The 26,524-nt window shown below is 71.9% G+C and carries 28 protein-coding genes and 1 tRNA gene; 15 read left to right on the top strand and 14 right to left on the bottom strand.

Features of this window, described 5'->3' with window-relative positions:
- Positions 1 to 19: 19 nt before the first annotated feature.
- Positions 20 to 1,000 (bottom strand): aldo/keto reductase, encoded by a 981-nt coding sequence (locus BM290_RS18175; protein ID WP_093615484.1) that lies wholly within the window; start codon positions 998 to 1,000, stop codon positions 20 to 22.
- Positions 1,001 to 1,064: 64 nt separating this feature from the next.
- Here BM290_RS18175 and BM290_RS18170 point away from each other — a divergent pair, with 64 nt between their 5' ends.
- Both BM290_RS18170 and BM290_RS18165 read left to right on the top strand, forming a co-directional pair.
- The gene (locus BM290_RS18170; protein ID WP_093615482.1) at positions 1,065 to 2,033 is read left to right on the top strand and encodes an ArsR/SmtB family transcription factor; all 969 of its coding nucleotides are present in this window, start codon (positions 1,065 to 1,067) and stop codon (positions 2,031 to 2,033) included.
- Between the two features lie 9 nt (positions 2,034 to 2,042).
- Entirely contained in the window at positions 2,043 to 2,888 is an 846-nt protein-coding gene (locus tag BM290_RS18165; RefSeq protein ID WP_093615480.1) for a hypothetical protein, read from the top strand.
- Here BM290_RS18165 and BM290_RS18160 read toward each other — a convergent pair.
- A complete protein-coding gene (locus tag BM290_RS18160) occupies positions 2,857 to 3,309 on the bottom strand; it encodes a hemerythrin domain-containing protein (RefSeq protein ID WP_093615478.1) in 453 nt (150 codons plus the stop codon). The two genes, BM290_RS18165 and BM290_RS18160, sit on opposite strands and share 32 nt — an antisense overlap.
- A gap of 219 nt (positions 3,310 to 3,528) precedes the next feature.
- On the opposite strand from BM290_RS18160, the gene BM290_RS18155 reads away from it, so the two are divergent.
- Positions 3,529 to 4,104 (top strand): hypothetical protein, encoded by a 576-nt coding sequence (locus BM290_RS18155; RefSeq protein ID WP_093615476.1) that lies wholly within the window; start codon positions 3,529 to 3,531, stop codon positions 4,102 to 4,104.
- 75 nt (positions 4,105 to 4,179) lie between these two features.
- A complete protein-coding gene (locus tag BM290_RS18150) occupies positions 4,180 to 4,377 on the top strand; it encodes a hypothetical protein (protein ID WP_093615474.1) in 198 nt (65 codons plus the stop codon).
- Between the two features lie 18 nt (positions 4,378 to 4,395).
- On the opposite strand, the gene BM290_RS18145 is transcribed toward BM290_RS18150, so the two are convergent.
- The 6 genes from BM290_RS18145 to BM290_RS18120 form a co-directional block, all read right to left on the bottom strand.
- Complete coding sequence (locus BM290_RS18145; protein WP_093615472.1) at positions 4,396 to 5,385, bottom strand: ABC transporter permease subunit; 990 nt, start codon at positions 5,383 to 5,385, stop codon at positions 4,396 to 4,398.
- Positions 5,382 to 6,368 (bottom strand): ATP-binding cassette domain-containing protein, encoded by a 987-nt coding sequence (locus BM290_RS18140; protein ID WP_093615470.1) that lies wholly within the window; start codon positions 6,366 to 6,368, stop codon positions 5,382 to 5,384. Before BM290_RS18140 ends, BM290_RS18145 begins: the two co-directional genes overlap by 4 nt.
- 79 nt (positions 6,369 to 6,447) lie before the next feature.
- Positions 6,448 to 7,146: an SDR family NAD(P)-dependent oxidoreductase gene (locus BM290_RS18135; RefSeq protein ID WP_093615468.1), complete on the bottom strand. Its 699-nt coding sequence runs from the start codon at positions 7,144 to 7,146 to the stop codon at positions 6,448 to 6,450.
- 90 nt (positions 7,147 to 7,236) lie between these two features.
- Complete coding sequence (locus BM290_RS18130; RefSeq protein WP_093615466.1) at positions 7,237 to 7,944, bottom strand: VIT1/CCC1 transporter family protein; 708 nt, start codon at positions 7,942 to 7,944, stop codon at positions 7,237 to 7,239.
- A 60-nt stretch (positions 7,945 to 8,004) separates the two neighbouring features.
- Positions 8,005 to 9,333 (bottom strand): methyl-accepting chemotaxis protein, encoded by a 1,329-nt coding sequence (locus tag BM290_RS18125; RefSeq protein ID WP_093615464.1) that lies wholly within the window; start codon positions 9,331 to 9,333, stop codon positions 8,005 to 8,007.
- Positions 9,330 to 9,827 (bottom strand): MarR family winged helix-turn-helix transcriptional regulator, encoded by a 498-nt coding sequence (locus tag BM290_RS18120; protein WP_275413218.1) that lies wholly within the window; start codon positions 9,825 to 9,827, stop codon positions 9,330 to 9,332. Before BM290_RS18120 ends, BM290_RS18125 begins: the two co-directional genes overlap by 4 nt.
- A gap of 89 nt (positions 9,828 to 9,916) precedes the next feature.
- On the opposite strand from BM290_RS18120, the gene BM290_RS18115 reads away from it, so the two are divergent.
- Positions 9,917 to 10,183 carry a hypothetical protein gene (locus BM290_RS18115; protein ID WP_093615462.1) on the top strand — a complete coding sequence of 89 codons (267 nt, stop codon included), beginning with the start codon at positions 9,917 to 9,919 and terminating at the stop codon, positions 10,181 to 10,183.
- A 35-nt stretch (positions 10,184 to 10,218) separates the two neighbouring features.
- Here BM290_RS18115 and BM290_RS18110 read toward each other — a convergent pair whose 3' ends face one another.
- The 3 genes from BM290_RS18110 to BM290_RS18100 are packed head-to-tail and all read right to left on the bottom strand — an operon-like array spanning position 10,219 to position 12,443.
- Positions 10,219 to 10,926, bottom strand: a complete 708-nt coding sequence (locus BM290_RS18110) for a class I SAM-dependent methyltransferase (protein WP_093615460.1) — start codon at positions 10,924 to 10,926, stop codon at positions 10,219 to 10,221.
- A gap of 3 nt (positions 10,927 to 10,929) precedes the next feature.
- Positions 10,930 to 11,598, bottom strand: coding sequence for a hypothetical protein (locus BM290_RS18105; RefSeq protein WP_093615458.1), 669 nt, complete (start codon positions 11,596 to 11,598; stop codon positions 10,930 to 10,932).
- A gap of 32 nt (positions 11,599 to 11,630) precedes the next feature.
- Entirely contained in the window at positions 11,631 to 12,443 is an 813-nt protein-coding gene (locus BM290_RS18100; RefSeq protein WP_239143465.1) for an SDR family oxidoreductase, read from the bottom strand.
- Positions 12,444 to 12,496: 53 nt separating this feature from the next.
- Between BM290_RS18100 and BM290_RS18095 the strand changes: the two genes are divergently transcribed.
- Positions 12,497 to 13,183, top strand: coding sequence for a TetR/AcrR family transcriptional regulator (locus tag BM290_RS18095; RefSeq protein WP_093615454.1), 687 nt, complete (start codon positions 12,497 to 12,499; stop codon positions 13,181 to 13,183).
- Positions 13,184 to 13,206: 23 nt separating this feature from the next.
- On the opposite strand, the gene BM290_RS18090 is transcribed toward BM290_RS18095, so the two are convergent.
- Positions 13,207 to 16,026, bottom strand: a complete 2,820-nt coding sequence (locus BM290_RS18090; protein ID WP_143133815.1) for an AfsR/SARP family transcriptional regulator — start codon at positions 16,024 to 16,026, stop codon at positions 13,207 to 13,209.
- Between the two features lie 292 nt (positions 16,027 to 16,318).
- Between BM290_RS18090 and BM290_RS18085 the strand changes: the two genes are divergently transcribed.
- From BM290_RS18085 to BM290_RS18065, 7 genes are all read left to right on the top strand, one after another.
- Positions 16,319 to 17,638 carry a lipase family protein gene (locus BM290_RS18085; protein ID WP_093615450.1) on the top strand — a complete coding sequence of 440 codons (1,320 nt, stop codon included), beginning with the start codon at positions 16,319 to 16,321 and terminating at the stop codon, positions 17,636 to 17,638.
- A 328-nt stretch (positions 17,639 to 17,966) separates the two neighbouring features.
- Positions 17,967 to 18,428: a DUF6924 domain-containing protein gene (locus BM290_RS18080; RefSeq protein ID WP_093615448.1), complete on the top strand. Its 462-nt coding sequence runs from the start codon at positions 17,967 to 17,969 to the stop codon at positions 18,426 to 18,428.
- Positions 18,429 to 18,656: 228 nt separating this feature from the next.
- Positions 18,657 to 19,097, top strand: coding sequence for a hypothetical protein (locus BM290_RS47350; RefSeq protein WP_143133814.1), 441 nt, complete (start codon positions 18,657 to 18,659; stop codon positions 19,095 to 19,097).
- A gap of 255 nt (positions 19,098 to 19,352) precedes the next feature.
- Positions 19,353 to 19,480 (top strand) — tRNA-OTHER (locus BM290_RS48370).
- Between the two features lie 171 nt (positions 19,481 to 19,651).
- Positions 19,652 to 20,317, top strand: coding sequence for a hypothetical protein (locus tag BM290_RS18075; protein WP_093615446.1), 666 nt, complete (start codon positions 19,652 to 19,654; stop codon positions 20,315 to 20,317).
- 555 nt (positions 20,318 to 20,872) lie between these two features.
- Complete coding sequence (locus BM290_RS18070) at positions 20,873 to 21,397, top strand: hypothetical protein (RefSeq protein WP_093615444.1); 525 nt, start codon at positions 20,873 to 20,875, stop codon at positions 21,395 to 21,397.
- Positions 21,398 to 21,619: 222 nt separating this feature from the next.
- Positions 21,620 to 22,144, top strand: coding sequence for a gamma carbonic anhydrase family protein (locus tag BM290_RS18065; protein ID WP_093615442.1), 525 nt, complete (start codon positions 21,620 to 21,622; stop codon positions 22,142 to 22,144).
- On the opposite strand, the gene BM290_RS18060 is transcribed toward BM290_RS18065, so the two are convergent.
- The gene (locus BM290_RS18060; RefSeq protein WP_093615440.1) at positions 22,111 to 23,550 is read right to left on the bottom strand and encodes a GGDEF domain-containing protein; all 1,440 of its coding nucleotides are present in this window, start codon (positions 23,548 to 23,550) and stop codon (positions 22,111 to 22,113) included. The two genes, BM290_RS18065 and BM290_RS18060, sit on opposite strands and share 34 nt — an antisense overlap.
- 45 nt (positions 23,551 to 23,595) lie before the next feature.
- The gene (locus BM290_RS18055) at positions 23,596 to 25,110 is read right to left on the bottom strand and encodes a ricin-type beta-trefoil lectin domain protein (RefSeq protein ID WP_093615438.1); all 1,515 of its coding nucleotides are present in this window, start codon (positions 25,108 to 25,110) and stop codon (positions 23,596 to 23,598) included.
- Between the two features lie 61 nt (positions 25,111 to 25,171).
- Here BM290_RS18055 and BM290_RS48365 point away from each other — a divergent pair, with 61 nt between their 5' ends.
- Both BM290_RS48365 and BM290_RS18050 read left to right on the top strand, forming a co-directional pair.
- On the top strand, positions 25,172 to 25,336 hold the full coding sequence (locus tag BM290_RS48365) for a hypothetical protein (protein ID WP_177319769.1): 165 nt from the start codon (positions 25,172 to 25,174) through the stop codon (positions 25,334 to 25,336).
- Between the two features lie 86 nt (positions 25,337 to 25,422).
- Positions 25,423 to 26,508, top strand: coding sequence for an ABC transporter substrate-binding protein (locus BM290_RS18050; protein ID WP_093615436.1), 1,086 nt, complete (start codon positions 25,423 to 25,425; stop codon positions 26,506 to 26,508).
- Positions 26,509 to 26,524: the final 16 nt, after the last annotated feature.

Below are 26,524 nucleotides of genomic sequence, written 5' to 3'. Positions count from 1 at the left end.
GGGCCGGTGTGCCGCGACGTCACCAGGCCCACGCCTCGGGGGCGGGCCCGCCGTTGCCGACCGGCGGGAAGATGTCGTCGAGGACGGCCAGCGCCTCGGCGTCCAGCTCGGTGGAGAGGGCGGTGATCGGCAGGTCGAGCTGGCCGGCCGTGCGCGGGCCCAGCACGGGGGCGGTCACCTCGGGGCGCGACAGCAGCCACGCCAGGGCGATCGTCGTCGGGTCCTGGCCGATGCCGGCGCACCACTGTTCGTACCGCTCGATGGCCTCGCGGTGCGGGGCGACCCGCTCGGGCGCGTGCAGCACCGCGCGGCCCGGCACCCCGTCGCGTTGTTTGCGCAGCGCGCCGGAGAGCGCGCCGAAATGCAGCGGCGAGTAGGGCAGGATCCCGATGCCGAGGTCGGCGGCGGCCGGCAGCACCTCCATCTCCACATGTCGCGTCACCAGGTTGTATTTGCATTGTTCGGAGACGATGCCGAGGAAATGGCGGCGGTCGGCGACGGCCTGCGCGCGGGCCAGATGCCAGCCGGCGAAGTTCGACGAGCCGACATAGCGCACCTTGCCCTGTGCGACCAGGGTCTCCATCGCCTGCCAGATCTCCTCCCACGGTGTCCGGCGATCGACGTGGTGCATCTGGAGGAGATCGATCCATTCGGTACGCAACCGCCGCAGCGACGCCTCACAGGAGGCGATGATGTGCCGCGCGGACAGGCCACGGTCGTTGGGGTCGTCGCTCATCGGCGCGTACACCTTGGTCGCCAGCACCATGCGGTCGCGGCGGCCGGGACCGTCGAGCCAGCTGCCGACGAACCGTTCGCTGAGCCCGTCGCCGGTCTCCCGGCCGTACATGTTCGCGGTGTCCACGAAATTGATTCCGGCGTCGGCGGCCCGGTCGAGAACGGCGTGGCTCTCCGGCTCGCCGATCTGCCAGCCGAAATTCATCGTTCCGACGCACAGCCGGCTCACGGTCAGGCCGGTACGGCCCAGACGGGTGTATTCCATGCCGAGCAACGGTAGGCACGTGCCCGTCGTGGCGGAATCCGTTCGACTGTGCTCGAATGCTGCCGTGATCGAGTGGGAGTTCGGGCCGGCGGACGTGGCCGGGCTGCGGTTCGCCCATTCCCCTATGGCCGAGGTGGTGTCCAGCGTCTTCGCCCTGCGCGGCGAGGGCGGGCCGCACGAGTCGTGGCGCCGCCGGGTCGACCCCGAGCTGCCCCGGTGGCCGACCTTCCGCGCCGTGCTGTGCGGGCCGCTCGGCTACGCGCCGGACTTCCTCACCCCGCCTCCGCGGACCGGCCGGCCGGGGCTCGCCGACGAGCTGGCCGAGGTGGCCGCGACCCCGCTCGACGTGGTCGCCGCGCAGGTGGCCGCCGGTTGGGCCGGGCATCCGCCGCCACCGGAGATCGACCGTTTCGGCCGCGACCCGGCGGCCGGTCTGGCCCGTCTCGGCGCGGAGATCCGTGCCTACGCCGCCGTCGCGATCCGTCCGTGGTGGCCGCGGCTGCGGGCGGCGGCGGCCACCGAGATCGCCGGCCGGGGCCGGATCGCCGCCGAGCACGGCGCCCGGCGGCTCGTCGACGGCCTGCACCCGCGACTCGGCTGGGACGGGGCCGCCCTGCAGCTGCGCTACCCGCACAAGTCCGGCCGGTGGAGCCTCGACGGGCACCATCTGACCCTGCTGCCGACAGGTTTCGCCGGCGGCCAGGTCTACGCGATGCCGGACTCACCAGCGGGGCGGACCCTCTGGTACGGTCCGCGCGGCTTCGGCAACGTGTGGGCCACCGGGCCGGTCCCGGCCGCCGGGGAACGGTTGACGGCGCTGCTCGGCCCGACCCGCGCGGCCGTGCTGACGCTGCTCGCCGCCCCGCACAGCACCGGTGAGGTCGCCACCCGGCTGGGCCTGTCCGCCGGCACAGCCTCCCACCATCTCACCACGCTGCGTGACGCGGGACTGGCCGCGGCCGCCCGGGCCGGCCGGCGGGTGCTCTACGAACGCACCACGCTCGGCGATCAGCTCGTCTCGGAAGGGAACTGATCGTGGGGGGTGGCGCGGGCGCCGTACTGGGTGCTCAACGGCGAGCCGGAGCCGCCGGTGCTGTGGGCGGTCGTCCACCTCGACGAGGTGGACCTGGAGATCGCGCAGCTGTGGCACGACGCGGCCGAGGCGGCGCTCGGGCCGCTGCTCCGGCCGGCCGGGGCGCCACGTTTCCGGCGTCACCACGGTGGCCGGCACGGGGTGCGGGTGCGACGCCGCTCGTGGGCCGACATGATGCATCCGAGTCTGGAGAGCGCCTACGTGACCTGGGGCCACGGTGACGAGCGGCCGCCCGGCCCGGCCGACGACGTGCGTCTCCACGTGTCGCGGGACTACGACTCGTACCTCCAGCTGGACCTCGGCGTCCGGCTCCTGGAGCCGTCCGTGATGCCGGCGCTCGCCGACGCGGTGATCGGTGTCGTCCGGCAGATCGGCGACCGCATCGATCCGGGGTACGGGGAGATCGCCGATCGGGTCCGTCTGGGGCCGTCGACGGATCTCGACTACGCGTTGCTGCGCGACGACGAGGACAGCCTCCGCGACAGCCACCGCCACCTGCGCGGATACGGCTGGGTGACGGTCTGCCCGGCGGCGATCGCGGCGGCGCTCGGCGGTGCCGCCGCGATGCGTGCCGGCGGCGCGTTCACCGAGGTCGTCGAGCTGGCGACGGGTGGCCTGCTGCTGCGGGCCACCCGGACGACCGTCGACTACGACGACGACGCGGTCCGCCGTGTCTTCGAGGCGCTGCGGCCGGTCCTGCCGCCGGGGCTGCCGCGACAGCCGCGGTACGAGACCCTGCCGCACCTGGTGCTGGAGGACGCCGTCACAGCGGACCCAGCGCCTCCCGCGGGGTGACGTGCAGGTCGAGGGTCTCCAGCACGGTCAGGAGCATGCGCTCCTCGTACCGGAAGTGGTTCTCCATGAGCGCGCCGACGCCCTGCAGGTGCCGCTCCAGCTCGTCCGGCCCGGCGGAGCTGTCGACGGCCGCCTGCAGGCCGCCGAGCAGATAGCCGATCATGGAATGGTCCTGCTCCAGTTTCCGCAGCACCGGACGCAGGTCCGGATGGGCGGCGGCGATCGCCGGGAACAGGGTGCGGTCCTCGCCGCGGTGATGGCCGTCGAGGGCCGAGCAGAACCCGCGGCAGTAGAGCAGCAGGTCGTCGACGGCAAGATCGTCCGACTCCAGCGTCAGACGCAGAGCCGCACGTAGACGGGCGTGCACCGCACGCATCTCCTTAGCCCAGGCCACCAGCCGGGTCGTCTCGCGCTCAGACACGCGAAGACGAAGGGCACGACGACGACATCGCCGATCTCCTTCGGTCCGGCGCCTCCATGCCTGACACGGTCTGCCACCGGCACGCGACGCTGTCCCCGACCCTACCGTGCGCGGTAGTCTCCAGCCCACCCGCACCCGCCGGCCCCTCGACCTCGGCCGACTCGGGCTCAGCAGCCCCTCCAGCCCACCCGCACCCGCCGCCCCCGCCGAGGAGATCTCATGCCGCTGACCAGCCCCCGGTTGCCGGTCGTCCGTCTGCTCGAAGCGGCCGACAGCGGCGCCGCCGTCCTGATCCTGGCGGTCGTCGGGGCCGCGATCCTGGGCGCCGCGGTGCTGACGTTCAGCGCCGTGGTGCCGGCCCGGGCCCGGCGTGCCGCGGCCGGCGGCAGCCTGGCCGGCGTCGTGGTGTGGCTGCTGGTCGTGGTGGCGGCTCCGCCGATCCCGGCCACGATCGGGTGGGCGCTGACGGCGGCCGGACTGGCCGCGATCGTCGCGGTGCCGCTCGCCGCCGGGCCGTCCGGGACGACGGCGGGCACCCTGATCGCGGGCCTGCTCGCCGTCGCCGGGACGATGCTGTCGATCTTCGTCACGGTGCTCGTGCTGGCGCACTGGGGGCCGGACGCCCTGATCCCGGACGTCACCCCGCAGGCCCCGGCCGCACGCCGGATCGCCGAGAGCCGGATCGAGATCGTCGACCCGTACATCATGGTCCTGGTTCTCGCCGCCCTCGCCGCGACGGCGATGAGCCTGACCGCTGTCCTCGCCCGCCGTTCCGGGAAGGTCCGGCCGGGCTGACGGCGGGCCGTGGTTCACCCGTTCGTTCTCCCCGGAGGTGCCGGGCTGCCTACGATTCACGGGGGAGAACAGCGCGTGGGGGAGGGCCGGGCCATGTCGAACTGCTCGGTGGAGGCGCTCAGCCGCCGTCCGCGACGGGCCCGCCCGGCGCCCGGCCGGCTCATGGACCACCTGCACCACGTCGAGCCGGACCTGTGCTGTTTCCTGCCGTGGGTGCGGACCCATCTGGCCCGCACCCATCTGTGCATGATCGTCACCTGTGGTCACGACTGAGCGGGGAGTGCCCCCGGCTCAGGTGATGTCGCGGCGGCGCATCGCCCACAGCGAGGCGCCCACGATCAGCACCGTGACGACCGCCAGGCTGACGCCCGTCACCTGCCACGTGAGGACGAACTTGTCCGGTTCGCAGCCCGAGTCGGCGGAGAAGTTGCAGGAGTTGTAGTCGAAGACCTCGAACTCCTTGAACATCCACGCGTACGCCCACATCGGCGCGAGCCACGCCTCCGGATACTTCGCCCCGGCCAGCTGCGCCATGATGTAGACGCCGATCTGCAGGGCGCCGAGCCCGACGAGCGCGCCCAGCGCCATGCCGGTGTGCCGGCCCAGCGACGCCATCGCGAACCCGACGGCGCCGGCCACCACGACCAGGGCCAGGCCGCGCAGCCCGGTCAGGCCGAACGACTGCCACACCCCACCGGTCATCTTCTCGGTGGTGCCGCGGGACGTGGCGATGAACGTGAAGATGCCGGTCCACAGCGCGCCGAGCAGCAGCGTCAGGCCGGTGAACCAGCCCAGCAGGACGGCCAGCTTGGTGCCCAGCACCTGCAGCCGCCGCGGCCGCCACAGCAGCAGGTTCATCATGCCGCCGCTGTTCCACTCGGAGCCGACGAAGGACGCGCCGATCAGGAACGCCGCCCCGGCGAGCACCACCGCCAGCAGCGTGATCATCGTCGGGTACTCGGCCCGCAGGTTGAAGGTCTCCGGCATGTACCAGGTGTAGTCGTAGTCGCTCGGCGACGGGTCGGGCCAATCGCAGGCGGCGGCGTTGCCCGGGTTCTCGGTCAGGCACCTCTGCTTGTCCGCGGCGACGGTCTTCACCGCCTCCTGGTAGTTCGCCTCCGCCTCGGCCTTCGCCGCCGCGATCTGCGTCTCGCCGACCTTCTCGGTGCTGAAGAAGCTGCCCACCGCGGTCGCGGCCAGGATCAGCAGCACACTGATCAGGATCACCGAGGTGAAGCGGCGCCGGAACAGCCGCCGGGTCTCCGCACGTGCCAGGCTCATTGGCCCCATCCGTTCTTGGCGCCGCTGATGGCGGACTCGTCGACCTGCCGGTTCTGCCCGGCGACCGGCGCGGTGCCGGTCAGCTCGAGGAAGACGTCCTCGAGGTCGGCGGAGACCGGGGTCAGCTCACTGACATAGACGCCCCGCTGGGCCAGGACCCTGGTGATCAGGGCCGGGTTGGACGCGTTCGCCACGGTGAAGTGGTCGTTCTCCAGCGTCACCTGGGCGCCCGCCTCGCGCAGCGCATTCGCCGCGTCCAGCAGGTCCACGCCCGTCTCCAGCCGCACCCGGACCATGCCGGACCGGTGCGAGGCCAGCACCTCGGCCACCGAGCCGGAGGTCACCCGGCGGCCGGCCGAGATGATCGTGACGGAGTCGCAGATCAGCTGGATCTCGCCGAGGATGTGGCTGGACAGCAGCACCGTCATTCCGGAGTCGGACAGGTCGCGCATCAGGGTGCGCATCTCCCGGATGCCGCCCGGGTCGAGGCCGTTCGCCGGCTCGTCCAGGATCAGCAGCTTCGGCTCCTTGAGCAGCGCCGACGCGACCGCCAGACGCTGCTTCATGCCGAGCGAGTAGGTCTTCACCCGCTCCTTGGCGCGGTCCCGCAGGCCCACCAGGTCGAGCACCGCGGGCACCCGGGCCCGGTTCACGCCGCCGGCGTCGGCGAGCAGGCTCAGCGTCAGCTCGGCGGTGAAGTGCGGGAAGAACTGGGGGCTCTCCACGATCGCGCCGACCTGCCCGGCCACCTCCGGCAGGTGGTGGGGCACCTCCTTGCCGAGGATCGCCATGCGGCCGCCGTTGGGCTCGATCAGCCCGAGCAGCGTACGCAGGGTGGTGGTCTTGCCCGAGCCGTTGGGCCCGAGGAATCCGTGCACCTGGCCGGCTTCGACGATCATGTCGAAGCCGTCCAGAGCGTTCCGGACACCTTTACGGCTGCGATATGTCTTTCGCAGTCCTGATATCTCGAGTACGGGGGTCACTCGGGGGACCCTAGATCACCGATGCCACTCTTCGATGTCCCGGGAAAATGCCATACCCGTCAGAGGTACGGCCGGAAGCTCACCAGGGCAGCGGCCCGAACCGGTCCAGATAGCGGCCGGTGCCCGCGCCCGGGTCCTCGGTCGCCAGCGTGACGATCGCGTCGGTCCCCTCGGTGACCGTCTGCGGCCCGCTGTTGCCGTTCAGGTCGGTGGCGGTGTAGCCGGGGTCGACGGCGTTGAACCGGATGCCGGGGAACGCTTTCGCGTACTGCGTGGTCATCATGGTGACGGCCGCCTTCGACGCGTTGTAGAGCGGCGCCACCACCGTCGACTCCACCCGGCCCGGGTCGTGGGTGATCGCCTGTGATCCGAGGCCACTGCTGACGTTGACGACGGCCGGGTCGGTGCCCGCCTGCAGCAGCGGCAGGAAGGCGCCGGTCACCCGGACGATGCCGATGACGTTGGTGTCGAACACCGCTGTGGCGTCCTCGCCGCGCAGCTCCGTGCCCTGGGTGAGCGGCCCGGCGATGCCGGCGTTGTTGATCAGCACGTCGAGGTGGCCCTCGTGTGCGGCGACGTCGGCGGCGGCCGCGGCGACCGAGGCCTCGTCGGTGACGTCGATGGCCACGAACCGGCCGCCCACCTCGGCGGCGGCCTTGCGTCCCCGGTCGGCGTCGCGCGCCCCGACCAGGACGGTGTGCCCCTGCTGGACGAGGCGGCGGGCCGCTTCGAGTCCGAGTCCCTTGTTGGCGCCGGTGATGAAGATGTTCTTCGACATGCCTCGACTCTGCGCCGGTCCGGGCCGCCCATCCAGAGAACGCTCCTCGGTAGGACCGCCAATACCACCCTGGCGTCCGCGAGCGGGCGGTCAGCCGATCGCCGCGCCGGTCAGCACGCCGACCGCGTAGGTGACCGCCATGCCCGCCGCGCCGCCGAGCACCAGCCGGGCCACCGCCCGGGCCGGGCGGGCGCCGCCGAGCCGGGCGCTCAGGTAGCCGGTGGCGGCGAGCGCCAGCAGCACCACCAGGAACGCCGTGCCGGCCCGCAGCCCCGGCGGCGGCAGCAGGATCGCGGCGAGCGGTAGCAGCGAGCCGCCGGTGAAGGCCACCGCCGATGCCACGGCCGCCTGCCACGGGCTGGCCAGCTCGTCCGGGTCCAGGTGCAGCTCGACGTCGGCGTGCGCGGCGAACGCGTCCCGGTCGGTGAGCTCCCGCGCCACCCGCTGGGCGGTCTCCGCGCTCAGGCCCTTCGCCTCGTAGAGCGCGGCGAGCTCCTCGAGCTCCTGCTCCGGGAAACGGGCCAGCTCGTCGCGCTCCTTGTCGAGCAGGGCCCGCTCGGTGTCGCGCTGGCTGCTGACCGACACGTACTCACCCAGCGCCATCGACACCGCGCCGGCCACCAGACCGGCCAGCCCCGCCGTCGCGATCGGCCCGGTCGCCGTGGTCGCCCCGGCCACCCCGATCACCAGCCCCGCCGTGGACACGATGCCGTCGTTGGCGCCGAGCACCCCGGCGCGCAGCCGGTTGAGCCGCCCGGACAGCCCCGCGTCGTGCGGCTCGCCAGGATGCAGGACCACGGGTCACTCCTCGATGTCACACCCGGCCCGGGTCGGCCGTACCCGGATTCTGCTCGCCCCTCACCAGAGATCGATCACGGGGCCCGCGGCGGGCTCGGCGGCGGGTGCGGCGTCCTGTGACATGAGGCGGGCCTCGGCGCTCAGCGCGCTGATCGCCTCGTGCGCGTCCTTCGCCGCGACGCCCTGCATCTGGACGGCGGTCATCACCGTGTCCTGCGCCTCTCGGGCCTGCTCCAGCACCGTGTCGATCTCCCGGAGCGCGGCGCCGGCGTCGGTGGCGTTGCGGGTGATCTGCTCGACGACCGTGGCGATCCGCTGGGTCGACGCGGACACCTTGGCGGCGAGCTGCTTGACCTCCTCGGCCACGACGCCGAACCCGCGCCCGGCCTCGCCCGCACGTTCGGCCTCGATGGTGGCGTTCAGGGCGAGCAGCCTGGTCTGCCGGGCGACGTCGTCGATCTCCTGGGCCAGGTCGGCGATGTCGGCGGAGGTGCCGGTCAGCGACGCGATGGTGGAGACCGTGTTCGCGGTGTGGTGCTGGGCGGTGCCCCAGGTCGCCTGTGACTGCTGCACCGAGTACTCGATCGACACGGTGGCCTGCATGAACTCGTTCATCACCTGCTGGGCCCGGCGGGTGTTCTCGACCACCGAGGTGCTGGCGGTGCTGAGCGCGTCGACGGTCTGGGCCAGCTGCTGGGACATCGCCGCGACCTCGGCCGCGTGTTCGGCCTCGCGGCGGGCGGCCTCCTGCGCCTCGGTCAGCTCGCGGTGGGCGCGTTGCTCGGCGTCGGCCAGCTCGTGGGTACGTCGTACGGCGGCCAGTTCGCGTGTCGCGGTGTCCTCCATGCTGGACCAGAACCCGACGAGGACGACCACCTCCGCGCCGATGTAGGCGGCGTGCAGCAGAGCCCAGGGCAGCGGGTTCGCCGCCGCAGCCGGGTCGGAGAAGACCGAGTCGGTGTCGACCACGCCCGCCACGAAGTGGTGGAGTCCGACGAATCCGATCGCCATGAGCAGCGGCGGCCACGCCTGGTACCAGGCGATCATGATGACGACGACCAGGAACTGCATGTGCAGATCGGTACGCCCGTCGAACGTGTGCAGGGTCACCGAGCAGCCCAGCAGCAGCCCGAGGCTGACCAGCATGCGTCGGGCACGGTGTGACCCGGCGGTCCGCGCGCCGACCAGGCACACCACGGAGGCGGCATAGCTGCCCCACAGAACGACGGAGCCGTGATGGCCGCCGAGGTGGGCGGCCTGCCGCACGCCCAGGACGACCAGCAGGACGACGGTCTGCACCGCCAGCACACCCCAGAGGATCCGGTGCCGGACCCGGAAGATCTCGCCGGACAGCTCGGCGCTCTTCGGGAGCCTCCGCAGGGCGTTCACCGCCGTGCTCCCGCCACGATGTCGGTGAGCCACGGCTCGACGACGCTGCTGAGCAGGCCGGCCATCGCGGCGGCACGATCCGGGGTGAGCGAGGCGAACCGGTCGCGTACGGTGAGCCGGATCCGCGTGCCGCAGCGATCCAGCAGGTCGTGGCCCTCGTCGGTCAGGCGCAGCCAGACGCGCCGCCGATCCTCGCGGTCCCGTTCCCGCGTGATCAGGCCGGACCGCTCCAACCGGTCGGCGAGGGCGGTGATCGACGACTGCTGCAGGTGCAGCAGACGCGCGACCATGCCGGCGGTCAGCCCGTCGTGCACCCGCAGGGCGTACAGGGCGATCAGATCCACCGCCGGCAGGCCGCCTTCGGCGGCGGCCTCGTCGACAGCGCTCTGCACCGCCCGGCCCGCGAGCAACATCAGATAGCCGAGTTCGTAACCACCCGCGGACACGGCCAGCGACGGCGGCGCCTCGGCGGTGTCGGGAATCGTCTTCGCCACGACTACTTCATCGGCTGAATGGTTCGGCCGATGAAGTAGTCGACGTGCCCCGAGTCCGGCACCGCCCGGCGCGAACAGGAGCTGACCGCATGCCTGCCAATCGTGGACACCAGTACGAGCAGCCGACCGACTCGACGCTCATCGACGCGCTGGCCGAGGTCCTCGGCGGTGACCTGGCGCGGGCGCTGGTCGAGATCACCGCCCGGAAGGCGCGGCTGGGCCGCCCGTGCAGCCCGGACGACCTGGTCCGGATGACCGAACTGCTGATGGAGGCGGGTGACCTGCTCCGGGTCACGGCGAGGTCGGAGAAGATCCGCGCGGTCACGTACCGGGCCCTCCACGCCACCGCGGGCTGACATGCGGCCCCGCGCCGGCTGACGGGACGGCCGGGTCAGGGGCGCAGCGGCAGCGAGGCGTGGTGATCAGGCGTACCGCGACCGCGGTGCACCGCGGCGATCGCGCCGTGCGGGCGGTGCGCGGGATCGACCGGGCGCAGCAGGCGCTCGGTCTCGGTGAACCCGGCGGCGGCCAGGCGGGCGGACAGCTCCGCGGGCGGCCATCGGTAGGCGGTGGTGACCTTGTGATCGAAGGCCTCGACCGTTCCGCCGCTGTCGGCCGTCCCGGCGTTGCCTGCGGGCTCGCCGTTGACTGCGGGCTCGCCGCTGCCGGCGGTGAAGAAGCCGATCACCAGCCGGCCGCCCGGGGACAGCAGGCGGGCGAATCCGGCGAGTGCCGCGTCCAGCTCGGGCGGTGGCAGGTGGATCAGCGAGTACCAGGCCAGGACACCGCCGGCCGCCGGGAGATCCGGATCGGTCAGCGAGCCCAGCCGGTAGTCACCGTCCGGGTGGGTGGCCCGCGCGTGCGCGACGAACTCCGGCACCAGGTCGACACCGATCGCGGCGGCGCCCAGCGACCGCAGGTAGGCGGTGAGGTGGCCGGGGCCGCAGCCCAGGTCCAGCACCGGCCCGCGCACGCCGGCCAGATGGCGGCCGATCAGGGCGAGGTCGTCGGCCGCCACCCGGTCCTCGGCGCCGAACAGGTCGATGTAGAGCGGGGCGACGGCCGAGTACGCCGCCCGCACCTGATCCGTCCCGGTCATCGCTCAGCCGTCCGCGTGGCGGTCGAGGCGGACCCAGCGGCAGCTCCGGTCGCCGTCGCCGGGCCGGCCGGCCGGGGCGAACCGGCCGGCCGCGCCGTCGTGGGAGCCGTGACTCACCCGGTAGCGGCCGGGGCGCAACGCGAGCATCGCGCCCACGCCCAGGATGCCGGGCAGGCTCAGCCGGACCGGCGGATCCAGCGCCGCATCCGCGGGCGGGGCCGCGACCTCGGCGGCCGGCGCCGCGGCCCAGACCACGGCGACCCGGCCGGACGGCAGGTCGAGATCGCCGGGCAGCGGCCGCTCCTGGTCACGGGCGGCGGCGCCTGTCACGTGGTCACGCGGGCCGTCGTCGTCGCGGTCGACCCAGGACCGCATGATCAGCAGGCTCGCGCCGCCGGCCGTCGCGATCTCGGCGACACCGCCGCCCTCCATCTCCCAGATCAGCCCGGTGTGCCGGCCGGACGGGCCGAAGGGCAGCAGCCCCGCCTCGGCCTCGTCGTCATCCGCATACAGCACGGCCTCGGCGCGGGCGAGGTCGCAGGCCGGGTCGAGCCGCCAGTCCTCGTCGTGGACCGCGCCGGTCCAGTCGGCGAACGCGCCGGCCTCGCAGACCAGCAGCGGGCCACCCTCGCCGGCGACGCGGGCCACCCATCGGTACGGCGTGTCGATCACCGCGAAACCGTACCGCGTGGGTGGGGGTGGCCTCAGCCGAGCCGTTTCGGGCCCAGGTAGCTGCCGCCGGTGGCGTCGATGACGTTGGCGGTGAGCCAGCCGCTGCCGGGGCCGGCCAGGAAGGCGACGACCTCGGCGATGTCGGCGGGGGTGCCGACCCGTTCGAGCGCCTGGGCGGCCGCGATCATCGTCCGGGCCTCCGGCCGGTCGTAGAAGACCGCGGTCCGCTCGGTGCGGGTCGGGCCGGGGGCGACCGCGTTGACGGTGATGCCGCGGGCGCCGACCTGGTTGGCGACGTTGCGGGTGAGGGTGGCGATCGCGGCCTTGGTCATCGCGTACGCCAGCTCGCCGGGCAGGGCGATGCGGGTGACGCCGGAGCCGATGTTGATGATGCGGCCGCCGTCGCCCATCAGCGGCAGCGCCTTCTGGATGAGGAAGAACGGCGCCCGCACGTTGACCGCGAAGAGCCGGTCGAACGCCTCCGGGGTCTCGGTGTCGATGCCGCCGGCGGAGTCGGCGACGGCCGCGTTGTTGACCAGGATGTCGAGCCGGTCCTGCCCGGTGCGGGCGCGCAGCCCGGCGGCGACGGCCTGGATCACGGTGTCGGCGTCGCCGTCGGCCCCGAGCTCGGCCCGGATCGGGAAGGCCCGGCCACCGGCCGCCTCGATGGTGTCGACGGTGTCCTTGGCGGCGGCGTCGTTGCTCGCGTAGTGGACTGCGACCAGGACGCCGCCGGCGGCGAGGCGCTCGCAGATGCCCCGGCCGATGCCGCGGGAGCCGCCGGTGACCAGAGCGGTGCGACCGGCGAGGGAGGCGTTCAAACTGTTTATGCCGTAAGCAGTCACGTTTATGTTATACACAGTTCTGCGTGGCGGCGTCAACGAAACGAGAGGTGCCGATGAAGGCTCAGGTCAGTGCGATGGATCTGCTGTGGGGACGCGGCGCTCGGGGCAGCCGGGGTCCGCGGCCGGTGCTCACCGTCGCCCAGATCGCCGAGGCCGCCGTCGCGATCGCCGACGCCGAGGGGCTGCCCGCGGTCACCATGCAGCGGGTGGCGGACCGGTTCGGGTTCACCGCCATGTCGCTGTACCGGTACGTGCCCGGCCGCGCGGAGCTGGTCGCCCTGATGATCGACAGCGCGCTCGGCGTCGCGCCCGCCGTCGACGGCCCCGAGGGGTGGCGGCCCGCGCTACGGCGGTGGGCGGAGAGCCTGCGCGAGGTGTTCCGGAGTCATCCCTGGATCGCGCAGGCCACCGTCCAGGCCCGGCCGGTCGGCCCCAACGAGGTGAGCTGGCTGGAGCGCGCCGTCGCCCTGCTGGACGGCTCCGGGCTGTCCGGCGCCGAGCGGGTGGACGCGGTGGTGGTCCTCACCGGTCACATCCGCAACCAGGTGCAGGCCGAGGCCGGCATCGCCGCCGACGACGGGGTGCACCTGGCCACCGCGCTGGCCGAGTCGCTGCGGGAGCGGGCCGGCGACTTCCCGGCGCTGACCGGGGCGGCCACCGACGGCGCGTTCGGTCCCGGCGGCGACGGGTTCGCCTTCGGCCTGGAGTGCATCCTCGACGGCCTGGCCAACCGCATGTGACCCCGCCACGCGCGGCGGCTTTGTCAGCCGTCGATCCGGGACGCCGTGTGGATCGGGACCGGTGCCAGCCGGCCGCGGACCGCCTCGGCGTCGGCGTGCTCCAGCTCGTCCAGGATGGTCAGCGAAAGCTCCCAGCACGCCCGGGCCTCGTCGTCCTCGCCCGCCGCGGCGTGCACGTCGCCGAGCCGGGTCAGCGTGGCGGCCCGCTGGAAGTCGTTCTCGATCCGGCCCCACAGCTCGACGGCGGCCCGGTAACAGGTCGTCGCGTCGCCGAGGCGGCCGGAACGCTGGTGGACCAGGCCCAGGCTGTCCCAGGAACCGGCGATGCCCTGCACGTCACCGAGCTCCTGGTGCGCCTCGAGCGACTCGCGGCAGGCGGCGAGGGCCGGTTCCAGGTCGCCGAGTTTCGCCATCGACCAGCCGATGTTGCCCAGCGCGATGGCCTGGCCGCGCCGGTCACCGATCTCCCGGTACAGCTCCAGCGCCCGCATCGACTGGTCGCGGGCCTCGGCGTCCTCGCCGCGCCGGTCGTGCACCAGGCCGATGCCGAAGCAGACCTGCGCGTGATGCCATCGGTCGCCGAGGGCCGCGAACTCCCACGCGGCCCGGTCCAGGTGCCGCAGCGCGTCGGCGTCCCGGCCCATCCACGAATACGCCATGCCGAGCCCGTGCTCGGCGTGGGCACAGCCGATCCGGTCGCCGGTACGGGTCGCCGCGTCCAGCCCGATCCGCTGCACCGTGACCGCGTCCCGCCACAGCGCGTGCGCCTCCATGATCAAACTCTGGCTCCAGGCGAGCCGCCACGCATACCCCTCGAGGCCGGGAACGCCCGCGGCCAGCCCGATCGCGGCGATCAGCACCCGCTGCTCCGCCCGGTACCACACATTGGCGGCGGTCGGATCGCCGAACCGCTCCACCGGCAGGTCCTCGGCGGCTGGCGGCAGGTCCAGGCTCTGCCACGCGCCGTACTGCACACGGGCGCACGCCTGCACCGAGTGCAGCAGGTGCTCCAGCAGACGCCGCTGCGCGGCCAGCCGGTCGGCCGCCTCGTCGTGCTCCACGGCGCGGGCGGTCGCGTACACCCGGAGAAGGTCGTGCATGGTGAAACGGTCGGTGACCGTCTCGCTGATCAGGCTGGCCTCGGCCAGCTCGGCCAGCAGCCGCCGGGTGGCGGCCGGTGAGGCGCCGCAGAGCGCGGCCGCCGTGGTGACGCCGGCGTCCGGCCCGGGGTGCAGGCCCAGCAGCCGGAACAGGCGGGCGGCGGGCTCGGTCAGCCGACGGTACGACCAGGAGAACACCGCGCTCACGTCGGTGCTGTCGTCGCCGGCGTCGAACGCGCCCAGGTCGCCCCGGCGCTCGCGCAGCTGGGCGGCGAGAGTGGTGAGTGTCAGGGCCGGCCGGGTCGCGGCCTGCGCGGCGACCACCACCAGCGGCAGCGGCAGCCGCGCGCAGCAGGCGACGATCTCGGCGACGGCGGCCGGCTCGGCGGCGGTCCGGGCCGCGCCCAGCCGCCGGGCCAGCAGCGCCGACGCCTCCTCGGCGGTCAGCGGGCCGAGCGGCACCGGCCGGGCGCCCTCGCCGGCGATCAGCGGGGTGAGCAGGTTGCGGCTGGTCACCACCACCATGCAGCCGGGCGCGCCGGGCAGCAGCGGGCGCACCTGGGCGGCGTCGCGGGCGTTGTCGAGCACGACCAGCACCCGGCGGCCGGCCACCAGGCTGCGGTAGAGGGCGGTCTGGGCGGCCGGCCCGGCCGGGACCGACGACGCCGGGACGCCGAACGCGTCCAGGAAACCGCGCACCACCTCGCCCGGGTCGGCGGCGGACCCCTCCGGGGCGAACCCCCGCAGGTCGGCGTAGAGCTGGCCGTCCGGGAAGCGCGGGGCGGCCCGCTGTGCCCAGTGGACGGCGAGGGCGGTCTTGCCGACGCCGCCGCTGCCGGACACCGCCACGATCACCACCGTGGCGTCGCCGGTGTCCTCGGCCGCCGAGCCGAGCTCGTGCAGCTCCAGGTCACGGCCGGTGAACGCGGGCACCGCGGCGGGCAGCTGCGCGGGCACGCGGGTGGCGTGGGAGCGGGCCGGCGCGGTGTCCGGCGGCGGGGCCGGCCGGGCGGCCAGAGCGGAGTCCTGCCGGAGGATGGCGGTCTCCAGCTCGCGCAGCGGCGGGCTCGGGTCGATGCCGAGCTCGCCGCGCAGCCGCTCGCGCAACCGCTGGTAGGCGTGCAGCGCGTCGGCCTGCCGGCCCGCCCGGTACAGCGCGAGGATCAGCCGGGCGTGCAACTGCTCGTCGAACGGGTGCGCGGCGGCCAGGTCGGCCAGCTCCGGCAGCAGCGCCGCGTCGTTGCCGGTCGCCTGCTCGGCCGCGGCCAGGTCACGGCGTGCCCGCAGGCGCAGCTCGTCGAGGCGGCGCGCCTGATCGTCGAGCCACGGCAGGGTGGCCACGTCGGCGAGCGAGGCGCCGCGCCACAACGCCAGCGCCGAGCGCAGCAGACCGGCGCGCTCGGCCGGATCGGTGCTCGTGCCGGCCGCGCGGATCAGCCGCTCGGCGGCGGCGACATCGGTGTCGGCCGCGTCGACCGGCAGCAGATAGCCGGGGGAGCGGGCCACGATCGCGCCGCGGTCGCCCAGCAGCTGGCGGAGCTGGGACACGTGCTGCTGCAGCGAGTTGGCCACGGTGGACGGGGCGCCGCCCGCCCACACGCTGTCCACCAGGCGCTCCACGCCGACCACCTCGCCCCGGCGCAGCGCCAGCACGGCGAGCACCGCCTTGCGGCGCAGACCGGTCACCGGGTGGGACACGCCGTCGCGGACCACCTCGACCGGACCGAGCAGGTTGATCCGCATGCCGTCCACTCTGGCACGAAGGGGACATGCCGCAGAAACGGCGACGTTGTCGGATTTCCGCAGCCGAGATCATCGGCTCAGCGGGACTTCAGCCGCGCCTCAGCGGAGTCCGTCATGGTGGGCCCGGCCCGGTGATCGCGCCGCCGGAGGGGGAGGGCGCGGTCACCGGGTCCGGCGAGACGAGAAATGAAGGCTCTGGAGTCTCTCGTTTCGCCTGGTTACCGTCCGGTAACACAGCTTCGCTCATCGACACCTATGAGTGGATTCGATGCTGAGTCCCCGGAGGCCGTACATGTCCGTACGCACCCGTCTCTCCGCCGCTCTGATCGCCGCCACCCTGCTCGCGGTGGGTCTTCCCGCCGGCCCGGCCCGCGCCGCCGTCACCTCCCGCGGCGTCACCGTCCCCGGCTTCTACACGCCGCCCGCGACGCTGCCGGCGGCCGACGGCGCCCTGATCCGCACCGAGCCGCTGCCACTCGCGCTGTCCCTGCCCGGCATCGACGGCACCCTGCCGGGACGGGCCACCCGGATCATGTACAAATCCACCGACTCGACCGGCAACCCGGTCGCGGTGACCGGCGCCTACCTGGAGCCGGCCGCGTCGTACCGGGGAGTCCGCCCGCTCGTGGTCCTCGCGCCCGGCACGATGGGACAGGGCGACCAGTGCTCCACCTCCCTCGCCCTGCAGCGCGGGCTGGTCCTCGGCGCCGGCGACGGGCAGACGACGGTGTCGATCGGCTACGAGGTGCTGGCCATCTACCGGCTGCTGGCGAAGGGCATCGCCGTCGTGCAGACCGACTATCCGGGGCTCGGCGCCACCGACCGGCTGCACACCTACGTCAACCGGGTCGACTCGGGGCACGCCGTGCTCGACGCGGCCCGTGCCGCCCGGGCGCTGCCCGGCACGTCGATCACCGGGGCGTCGCCGGTCGGGCTCTACGGCTACAGCCAGGGCGGCGGCGCGGTGGCAGCGGCGGCGGAGCTGCAGGCGGCGTACGCGCCGGACGTCCAGGTGACCGCCACCTACGCGGGCGCGCCCCCGGCCGACCTCACCGCGGTCATGAAAGCCATCGACGGCAGTGAGCTGCTCGGCGCGCTGGGCTGGTCGGTCAACGGGTTCGCGCAGTCCGAGCCCGATCTGCGGCCGCTGCTCGACCGCTACCTGAGCGCGTCCGGCCGGGCCGTGCTGGAGGACCTGTCGACCATGTGCGTGGGGGACGCGATCTTCGCGTACGCGGGCCGGCGCAGCACCGCCTGGACGACGAACGGGCAGTCCGTCTCCGACATCGTCAGTGCCGAGCCGACGCTCCGGGCGTACCTCGGCAAGCAGTTGATCGGCAGCCGCAAGCCCGCCGGCGTGGTCCGGGTGGCGACCGGCGTATTCGACAACCTGGTGCCGCACGGCCAGGCCCGGACGATGGCCGCCGCCTGGTGCCGTCTCGGCGGCTCGGTCGTCTACGCCCCGGTCGCGCTGCCGTGGACGGTGAGCCCGCTGCTCAACCACTTCGGGCCGCTGCTGTCCGACCAGGGCCCGGCGGTCGACTGGCTGGCCCAGCGCCTCGCCGGCGCGAAGACGTCGTCGAACTGCGCGGCGCTGCCGCTGATGCCCTGAGGCGGCCGGCGCCGTTCTCCGGAAAGGCCGGGGCGCGGCATGGCCCGGCCGAGCCGCTCGCCCGGACCTCGGCCCCGCTCCCGTTCCCCTTCCGAAACAGGCACTGGCCCTGCCGTTCGAAACAGTGCGGCGGGGCTTGGTGACCGTGGCGTGCCGGGTGGGGTGTCCGGGGCCGCTATGGCTCGGTTTCGCCGCACGCGGAGGGTCCGAACCTGCGTCGTACCCCGGCGGGGTGAGTCGATCCGGGTCCGTCGGGCGTTTCCGCGGTGGGGCGAGGCGCAGCCGAGTACGCGCGGCCAGGCCCACGGTCTGGCCTACCCTCGCGCTCGTGGACAAGCGCGTGTGGCACCAGCGTTCCGATGTCTCTCTGGTCGTCCGGACCGACTTCGCCCATCTGCAGGAATGGGTGGAGATCCAAGCCGCGATCGTTGAGCCACAGACAGAGGAGGGCTTCACTGCCTTCGTTGAATTCGTCGATGATCGTGCGTACGAAGGGATCACACTGTCGCAGCTCCTGGAACTGGTGCCCGCAGACTCGGACCATGGCGTTGCCTTCCTCGTCGACGCGAAGGCCCTGACTCACCCCGACATGCCGATCCTGGTAGTCAACCTCTACGACTATGTCGAAGGCCTGACGGACCAGGGCAAGGGACCGCAGTACGGCACCACATTTCGCGTCGTGCCATCCGAAATGTGGTCTGTTCAGAACAATCTGACCATCTCGAATATGGATTGGGAAGAATTTGTCGACAACACGGACGGTGACGGCGTCTTCCGAGGCTTCGAGTGAGCCAAGGTCGTACGCGCCGGATTCCGGGGCAGGGCGGCCGGCGTCCGGAACTCCAGCGATGACTTCCGTTTCCCCGTCAGATCGCAGGGCCGTTCGGCAGGTAGTTATACCTGGTCGCTCATACCGCCGCGTTCGCGCGGGAGGTTCGTGGCGTCGCGACCTGGCGGCCCGGCCGTATGTTAGACATCGCGCATGAACCTGTCGGCCGTACCGGATGGTGTCCGGTCCGTGATCACTGCCGAGGTTGCACGGGAGATCGCTGTTCCGTACACCGATCAGGTCGTATTTCCCGAGACGGTGATGATTGACCTGCCGGAGTCGGTCGATCGAAGGTTCCCCGGTTGGGCAGGTCCCGTTCTGGTCCTCTCCGTCGAGAACCAGGGCGTCTGCGCCTGGGGTGTTCCTCTCGGGGGTGAGAACCCTGAGATCCTTGTCGGTGGTGATATCAAAAACGCTGGTGGCTGGACGCGCGGCACCACGCGGTACTGCCGTGACGCGGCTGAGTTCGCGGCGACACGGCGATGGGACGAGTCCTGCTTCTCGCAAGGCCCGTTGTTGCAGGCGCAGGCGCCGAACTCGACGATGTCACGCTCAACGCGCTACAGCGCCGATATACGACAGGTTGGCCGGGTCATACCGTCCATCGGTGGGAGCGAAACGGCGCGATGATCATGCTCTGGGAGTGCCGAGGTCAATGTGACTGGTTCATCTCCGCACAGACCGTCATCGCGCTGCAAGAAGAGGCATCGGCCGTACTGCCGTTGTCCGATCTACGCACCTCATTGTGGTCCGTTGATCCTGAGGGAATAGATGTTCTACGCCACGTGCGGCAGGTAAGTTGAACGCACTGTCATGCCGCCGATAGCGCTCCGGCGCCGAGGTTATTCGGGTGCGGGGTGGGCACCGTCGCCGCGATACTGCGGCGGGCCGGTGGCAGAGCCGGGTTATTGCAGCGCCGACAAGCCGACAGCCGGGTACGCACGGCGACCTGAAAGCGCGTGGGGCCGCTGGCGTGCCATGCCCCACCAGGGGTTCAAATCCCCTTCGGCCCGCAACGCACTGTCATGCCGTGATCCGCTCGCCGCCCTGACCAGATCGGCGGGGTGGTCAGCGCCTCGGGTGGCGATGTTGGTCAAGCGAACCTGATTCTCACCAGGCCGGCGATAGTCAGGAACGGCGAACGTAGGACGGATCATGGAGGGATGCCGTTGTTGCCTCCGCCCATGCCTGAAAGTCACCGAGCCGAGCTGTCTGCCTTTGCTGACGAGGTGCGTGCCGAGCTTGCGGCCGCCGGTCTGCCGATCCACCCTGGCCACGAGGACCAGCGCGGTGATGAGGTCAGCGGCGTTTTGGTCGAGCTGGCCGATGACTTCGAGCCGGGCCAGGGTGGCGTGTGGGTGTCTTGGTGGATCAACAGTCCGTTGGCCGAGGCAGCATTGCGTGCGCGGCGGGTCGGGGCCTGGCGTCGCGACGGTGCCGGGGGCACTGAGTGGCATCCGGCCCTCCGGCATTTGTTCGTCGTCCGAGCTGCCATGAGCAGTGCTCTGGAGGAGATTCTGCAATCCCTCGGATACGCAGTCCTGCGGGATGTGGACGACTACAGGGAGGAGGGCCTTCTGGTGAGAACGCGCGCTCCCGGACCGCATTGGCGAGATCGCGCCGTACCCCCGCTGGCCGGCTCGACCGGCTACACGCCGGGCATCCGGGTGCGACTGGTTGCCGGCGACTTCGCAGGCGCCGTAACGACTGTCATCAGCCACAAGCATCCGTTGGGCAAGATAATCGGCCCACCACTGGAATACACCGTGGAGCATCCTGACGGAGAGGGGCAGCTCACCGTCGCTCCGGAGGACTTGACCTTGGCCGAGGACGAAGAGATACAGCCTTGACCTGTACAAGAACGCAGTCGATCGCGGATTTGAGAGCGCCCGTCCAGTAGTAGTAGCTCGACCGGGCCACGCCCAGTATCTGACACAACCGCTTCACGCCGTAGCGCTGCCCTCTGGCCGACTCACTCTCCTGCCGCCGATCGTGCCGGGCTCCCAGGTCAGGCGCAACGCTCGGCGGCTCGGACTCGGAGCCGTGCCCGCATCCATGGCGACAGACGGGCCGTATGGATGGCTCTGGCGCCATGAAGCGCACGCCCGACCGTAAACGGTCTGCTTGGAAGGCGACCGCTCGCACGCTGGTGCTCTACAACCCGGAGGGGTCGTGGCGCTTCGCTGTCTACAACGATGCGGGGATCATCGATGGCGGGTTCCCCGACGACTTGGCGTAGATCACTCCAGACTTGATGGTCGCTTCATGGACACCCAATTAGCCCCGATCCGCTCGTCGGGAGCCGACGGTCGCGCCCGCGGTATGTGCTGACGGCACGGCTGAATCCCTCTTGACCGCTTTCATAGGATCGCGGAGAAACGTCCCGCGACTATCCAAGGCAGGCAATGGCGGCTCTGTTCGGGGCGTTGCACGCGTTGTCCGGCGAGCAGGTGCACGACGTCATCGTCCCTGGGTGGCTGGAGCGTGGCGGCGGGCATCCGCAGTTCGTGCCGTGGAGCAGCGTTCTTTACCTCGAGCTGAACCAAGGGTTCTTGCGACTGGACGCGGACCAGGGTGTGCTTGTTCTCGCGAGGACCGATCGCATCACTGTGCCGCCACAGTTGGACGAGGACGACGAATTCGCTGTCGCATCACTGGGCTCTCTCTTCCTCTTCGACGGTGGCCCGGCGCCGTTGACGCGGGTGCGTTACTGGACGCATCACCTGCCGGACGTCGGTCAGGCTGTGGTCCGTTACGCCGAGCTCGAAGTTCGCGGCGGTGTCCGATTGTTCGTCGATCCGATGTGGATGCCGGGCATGCGGTTGGCGACCGGCGGGTTCCACGATCAGAACGAGGCGGTCTTCGCCCGGGAGCGAGAAGTCTTCGGAGCCCTCGAAGAACATGTGATCAGCTGGCCCACGAACCCGTGAGCTGCATCCGGCCACGCTGTTGCACTTTGGTTCCAACCTCGTCCGAGTTGCTGGGGATTGCGGCGTTCTGTCAGCACGGAATTGCCGGTCGGGCTTCCTCCGGCGATCCCGGACGGCGGACCGGGATACTTGCGGCAACGTCGTGCGTCCTCATCTCGCAGCCGAGGTCCGCAGCTCGGTCCACGCGGGCGGGACGGTGAACGGCAGGCTAGGCTCCCCGCTGTGATCGAGATCGGCGGGCACGTCCCGCATGCCGCGCCCACCGCCTGGATCGCGCCGGGCGCTGTCGTCGCCGGGCGGGTCACGCTCGGGGCGGACAGCAGCGTCTGGTATCACACGGTGATCCGCGCCGATCTGGACGCGGTCACCGTCGGCGCGGGCACGAACCTGCAGGACGGGGTGGTCGTGCACGCCGACCCGGGGCATCCGGTGAGCGTCGGCGCCAACGTCAGCGTCGGCCACCGTGCGGTGCTGCACGGCTGCACCGTGGAGGACGAGGTGCTGATCGGCATGGGCGCGATCGTGATGAACGGCGCGCACGTCGGCACCCGGTCGATCATCGCGGCGGGCGCGCTGATCCCGGAGGGGGCGACGATCCCGGCCGGGTCACTGGTGCTCGGCGCGCCGGGCAAGGTGCGCCGGGAGACGACCGCCGACGAGCATGCCGCCATCGCCGCGAACGCCGCGGTCTACGTGGAGCTGGCCGCGCAGCATCAGGCGGCCACCGCCACGACCGGCGTGGAGTAGTCGGCGACCCGGTCGCGTCCGGCCGCTTTCGCCTGGTAGAGGCGCTGGTCGGCGAGGATCGTGAGCTGGCGTGGCTCGGTGCCGTCGGCCGGGCAGCAGGCGACGCCGACCGAGGCGGTGACGGTGATGGCCGTGTCCGGCCCGACCAGGACGGGCGTGTCCCGTACGGCGGTGTGGATCCGGTCGGCGACGGCGCGGGCCTGCTCGGGGGAGGCGTTCGGCAGCAGGACCGCGAACTCCTCCCCGCCGTAACGGGCGAGCACACCCTCGCTGCCGACCGCGACGGAGAGCCGGTGGGCCACCTCGCGCAGCACCCGGTCGCCGCCGTCGTGGCCGTACGTGTCGTTGACGCTCTTGAAGTGGTCGATGTCGAGCAGCAGCACCGCGGTGGCCGATCGCTGCCGTGCCGGGCTGTTCAGCGCCGCCCGGAAGTGGCGACGGGTCCGCAGGCCGGTCAGCTCGTCGGTCGCCGCCATTCGCCGCTGGGTCACCACGAGCCCCGCCAGGCGGGCGATGACCAGCAGGAACAGCAGGCTGCAGCAGGCCACCACCACGGGAACGTGCAGCGGCGCGCCCCGCAGGTACTGGATCAGCAGGGTGGCCGGCGCGACCAGGGAGGCCAGTGCGAGCGCGACCAGGCGGGTGGCGCTCAGGTCGGGGGTGGTGGTCGCCGCCCGGGCGTCCACGTCACGCAGTGACGGGTGCATGCCGGTCAGGCCGAGCAGCAGCGTGGAGGCGGTCCACAGGAAGTAGGCCACCGGCATCCACCGGTGGTCGCCGGAGAACGCGGCGATGCTGCTGATCGTGTCCGGGACGATGATCAGCGCCAGGTACCCGGTCATGCAGCGGACGGCGACCGGTTTGGGCCCGGCGTCCAGCAGCAGCCGCGCGCCGAGCGTGGCGAGGAGCAGATCGGAGAGAGGGTACGCGGCGACGACCGTCCGCGCGGTCAGGTCGACGGCGCCACCGACCGCGGGAGCGATCACGTACACCCAGGAGACGAGCCCGGCGGCGACCGTCAGGATCGCGGCGTCCACGACCCCCGGCAGATCCCATCCGGGGGTGCGCCGCCGCAGGACCAGCAGCAGGCTGAGCGCGCCGACCGCGGTGCTGGCCAGCAGCAGCGCGTCGGCGGCGCCCGGGTGCGGCGCGCCGGCGAGCACACTGGGCGGCAGCAGCGGCGTGGCGGTGACCAGCAGCTGTGCCGCGATCAGCAGCCACGGCCACCAGGACGCCGACCCGTACCGGCGGATGCCGTGCAGCATGGCGGTGATGCCGCCGACCATCGCCGTCAGCGACAGGACGCCGGTGACGGCGACGGGGGTGGCGGTCACCAGAGCGATCGTGTACGCCGTGAGCACTCCCACGGCGAACACGATGTACGCCCACCACCCGGTCCGCTTCATCGTGCAGAAGGTCGGCAGCCCGGGGGGATACCTGAGCAGCTGGGATCAGCCGCGGCGCCACTTCTGGTTCAGGGTCCCGGCGCAGTCCCACAACTGCACCCGGGCGCCCTCGGCGTCGTTCCAGTCCTTGATGTCGATGCACTTGTTCGCCTGCGGGTTCACCAGGTCACCGGCGGCGCTGAGCACCCACTGCTGGGCCGGGTTGCCGCTGCACGTGACGATCTGCAGGATCACGCCGCTGGCGGTGGATCCCCACGGCACGTCCAGGCACTTGTTGTTGCCGGTGCGCAGCGCCCCGCCGACGGCCTCCCACCGCTGGGCGGCCGAGCCGTTGCAGTTCCACATCTGCACCAGCACGCCGTCGGAGAAGTCGCCGTTGGGCACGTCGAGGCACTTGTTGTTCCAGTTGCTGACGACCGCGCTGCCGCCGCCCCCGCCCGAGGTGGTCAGGGACAGGCCGTACACCGAGAGGATCTCGTTGACCGGCTGGAACCACATGGTGCCGCCGCTGGTGCAGTCGCCGTTGCCGCCGGAGGTGACGCCCTGTGCCTGGTTGCCGGAGATCCACGAGCCGCCGGAGTCGCCGGGCTGCGCGCAGGCGTTGCTGCGGCTGAGGCCGGAGACGGCGCCCTGCGCGTAGTTGATCGTCTCGTTCTTGCCGAGCAGGGTGCCGCAGCGCCAGCCGGTGGTCCGCCCGGAGCGGCAGATCGAGCTGCCGATCGCGGCCTCCTGCGAGCCGGCGACGATCACGTTGCCGCCGGAGTAGTTGTTGACCCACGGCTGGGAGGCCCAGTTGCCGTTGGTCCGCACCCACGCGTAGTCGTTGCCGGGGAAGGACGAGCCGGCGAACGTCCCCTGGGCCACGTTGTTGAAGCCGAGCGTGGGGCTGCCGGTCCCGCCGCAGTGTCCGGCCGTGACGAAACCGCCGGCCACCGCGAACCCGACCGAGCACAGCGTGTTGCCGTTGATCACGTACTGGTCGCCGCCGCGGATGTCGTACATGGGTCGTGGGCGGGCCGTGGTGACGGTCCGGACGGTGACGGCGCTCGCGCCGCTGTCGGCGGCGAACCGGCGGGCCTGTGCCTCGGCGCCGGTGGCGGCGGTGACCACGACGCTGTTGGACGCGGGGTCGACATACCAGCCGTGCACGGCGTCGGGGGCGGCGTCGCCACGTTTGTCGAGCTTGGCCCGGGTGGCGGCGAGGTCGCTCTCGCCGCGCGCGACGACGGTGGGGACGGCTCCTTCGGCGCGGACGGCCGCGGCGTCGGCCGGGCTGGTGACGGCGACGGTCAGGCGGGTCGCGCCGTCCGGGATCCACGCGCCGGCGAAGCGTGTGCCGAGCTTGGCGCGCAGTCGTTTCTCGACGACCGGCGCGGCGGCCTCGACGGTCAGCCGCTGGGCGATCTCGCCGGGGTCCAGGCCGAGGTCGCGCTGCATGGCGTCGAGCATGCCGGGGGAGATGGCCGGGGGTTGCGGTGCCGGTGGCGCGGCGAAGCCGGGGGCGGGGCTCAGGGTCGCGGCCAGGAGGAGAGCGGCGCCGAACAGTGCGGGACGGATCATGTCTCGTCCTTTCTTGCTCGCACGTGACTGGGGAAGAGAGCGCTCTCACCGGCAGAGTCTCGTGACCGCTAAGGTGACTGTCAACAAGGTTCAACAAAATATGTCGATGTCTTACGGCCGCCTGGTTGCCGGGTGGAGCGGGATGCGCCAGGCTGTCATCTGGAACATGTTCGTTTCAGTTAGTTTTCCGCGCAAGTCCTTGACAGAAAAGTTCGATGGTGTGTGAATGTGTTCCACCGCGAGTCACTCGGCGGTCACCCCTGGACATCACTGCGGCGGGCAGCCGCTTTTCTCTGGCAAGGAGTTCACGCGATGAGTGTTCGGTCGAACAGGTGGCGGCCCGTGGCCGTCGTGCTCGGCACCGCCGTGGTGCTGGCCGGCGCGGGCGCCTGCGCCAAGTCCGAGGAGACCCCGGCGAGCAGCGCCGCCGGCCCCGCTCCGGCCGCGTCGCAGGTGGTCCAGTCGGCCGCGCCCGGGGCCGCCACCTGCACCCTCGACCAGTACGGCGGCACGAAGATCGATCTCAAGACGGCCAAGGTCGGCTTCTCCCAGTCGGAGAAGGAGGCCAACCCGTTCCGGATCGCCGAGACCAAGTCCATCCAGGACGAGGCCGCCAAGCTGGGCATCGCCAACCTCACAACAGCGAACGCGAACTCACAGTTCAACAAGCAGATCAGCGACGTCGAGCAGATGATCGACTCGGGCGTGCAGCTGCTGGTGATCGCGCCGCTCAACTCCGACGGCTGGGACTCGGTCTTCGCCAAGGCGTCGGCCAAGAAGGTCCCGATCATCACCATCGACCGCAAGATCAACGCCACGCCGTGCAAGGACTACCTCACCTTCATCGGCTCCGACTTCGCCGAGCAGGGCAAGCGCGCGGCCGACGAGATGGCCAAGGCGCTCGGTAACAAGGGCGAGGTGGCGATCCTGCTCGGCGCGCCCGGCAACAACGTCACCACGCTGCGCACCAGCGGCTTCAAGGAACAGATCGCCAAGGTCGCGCCGGACATCAAGGTCACCTTCGAGCAGACCGGCAACTTCTCCCGCGAGGAGGGCCAGAAGGTCGCCGAGCAGCTGCTGCAGTCCAACCCTGGCATCAACGGCATCTACGGCGAGAACGACGAGATGGCGCTCGGCGCGGTCACGGCGCTCAAGGGCGCGGGCAAGAAGGCCGGCGACGTCAAGATCGTGTCGATCGACGGCACCCAGGGCGCGGTCGAGGGCATCGTGAACGGCTGGATCTCCGCGGTCATCGAGTCCAACCCGCGCTTCGGGCCGCTCGCCTTCGACACGGCCACCAAGTTCTTCGCGGGCCAGCCGGTCGGCCAGGACATCATCATCGCCGACCGCGCGTACGACACCACCAACGCCAAGACCGACGTCGGCAGCGCCTACTGACCGCGAGGGCGTCCGG

This window comes from Actinoplanes philippinensis (assembly GCF_900113015.1).
Lineage (GTDB): Bacteria > Actinomycetota > Actinomycetes > Mycobacteriales > Micromonosporaceae > Actinoplanes > Actinoplanes philippinensis.
This window is presented reverse-complemented; position numbering and strand designations above follow the sequence as displayed.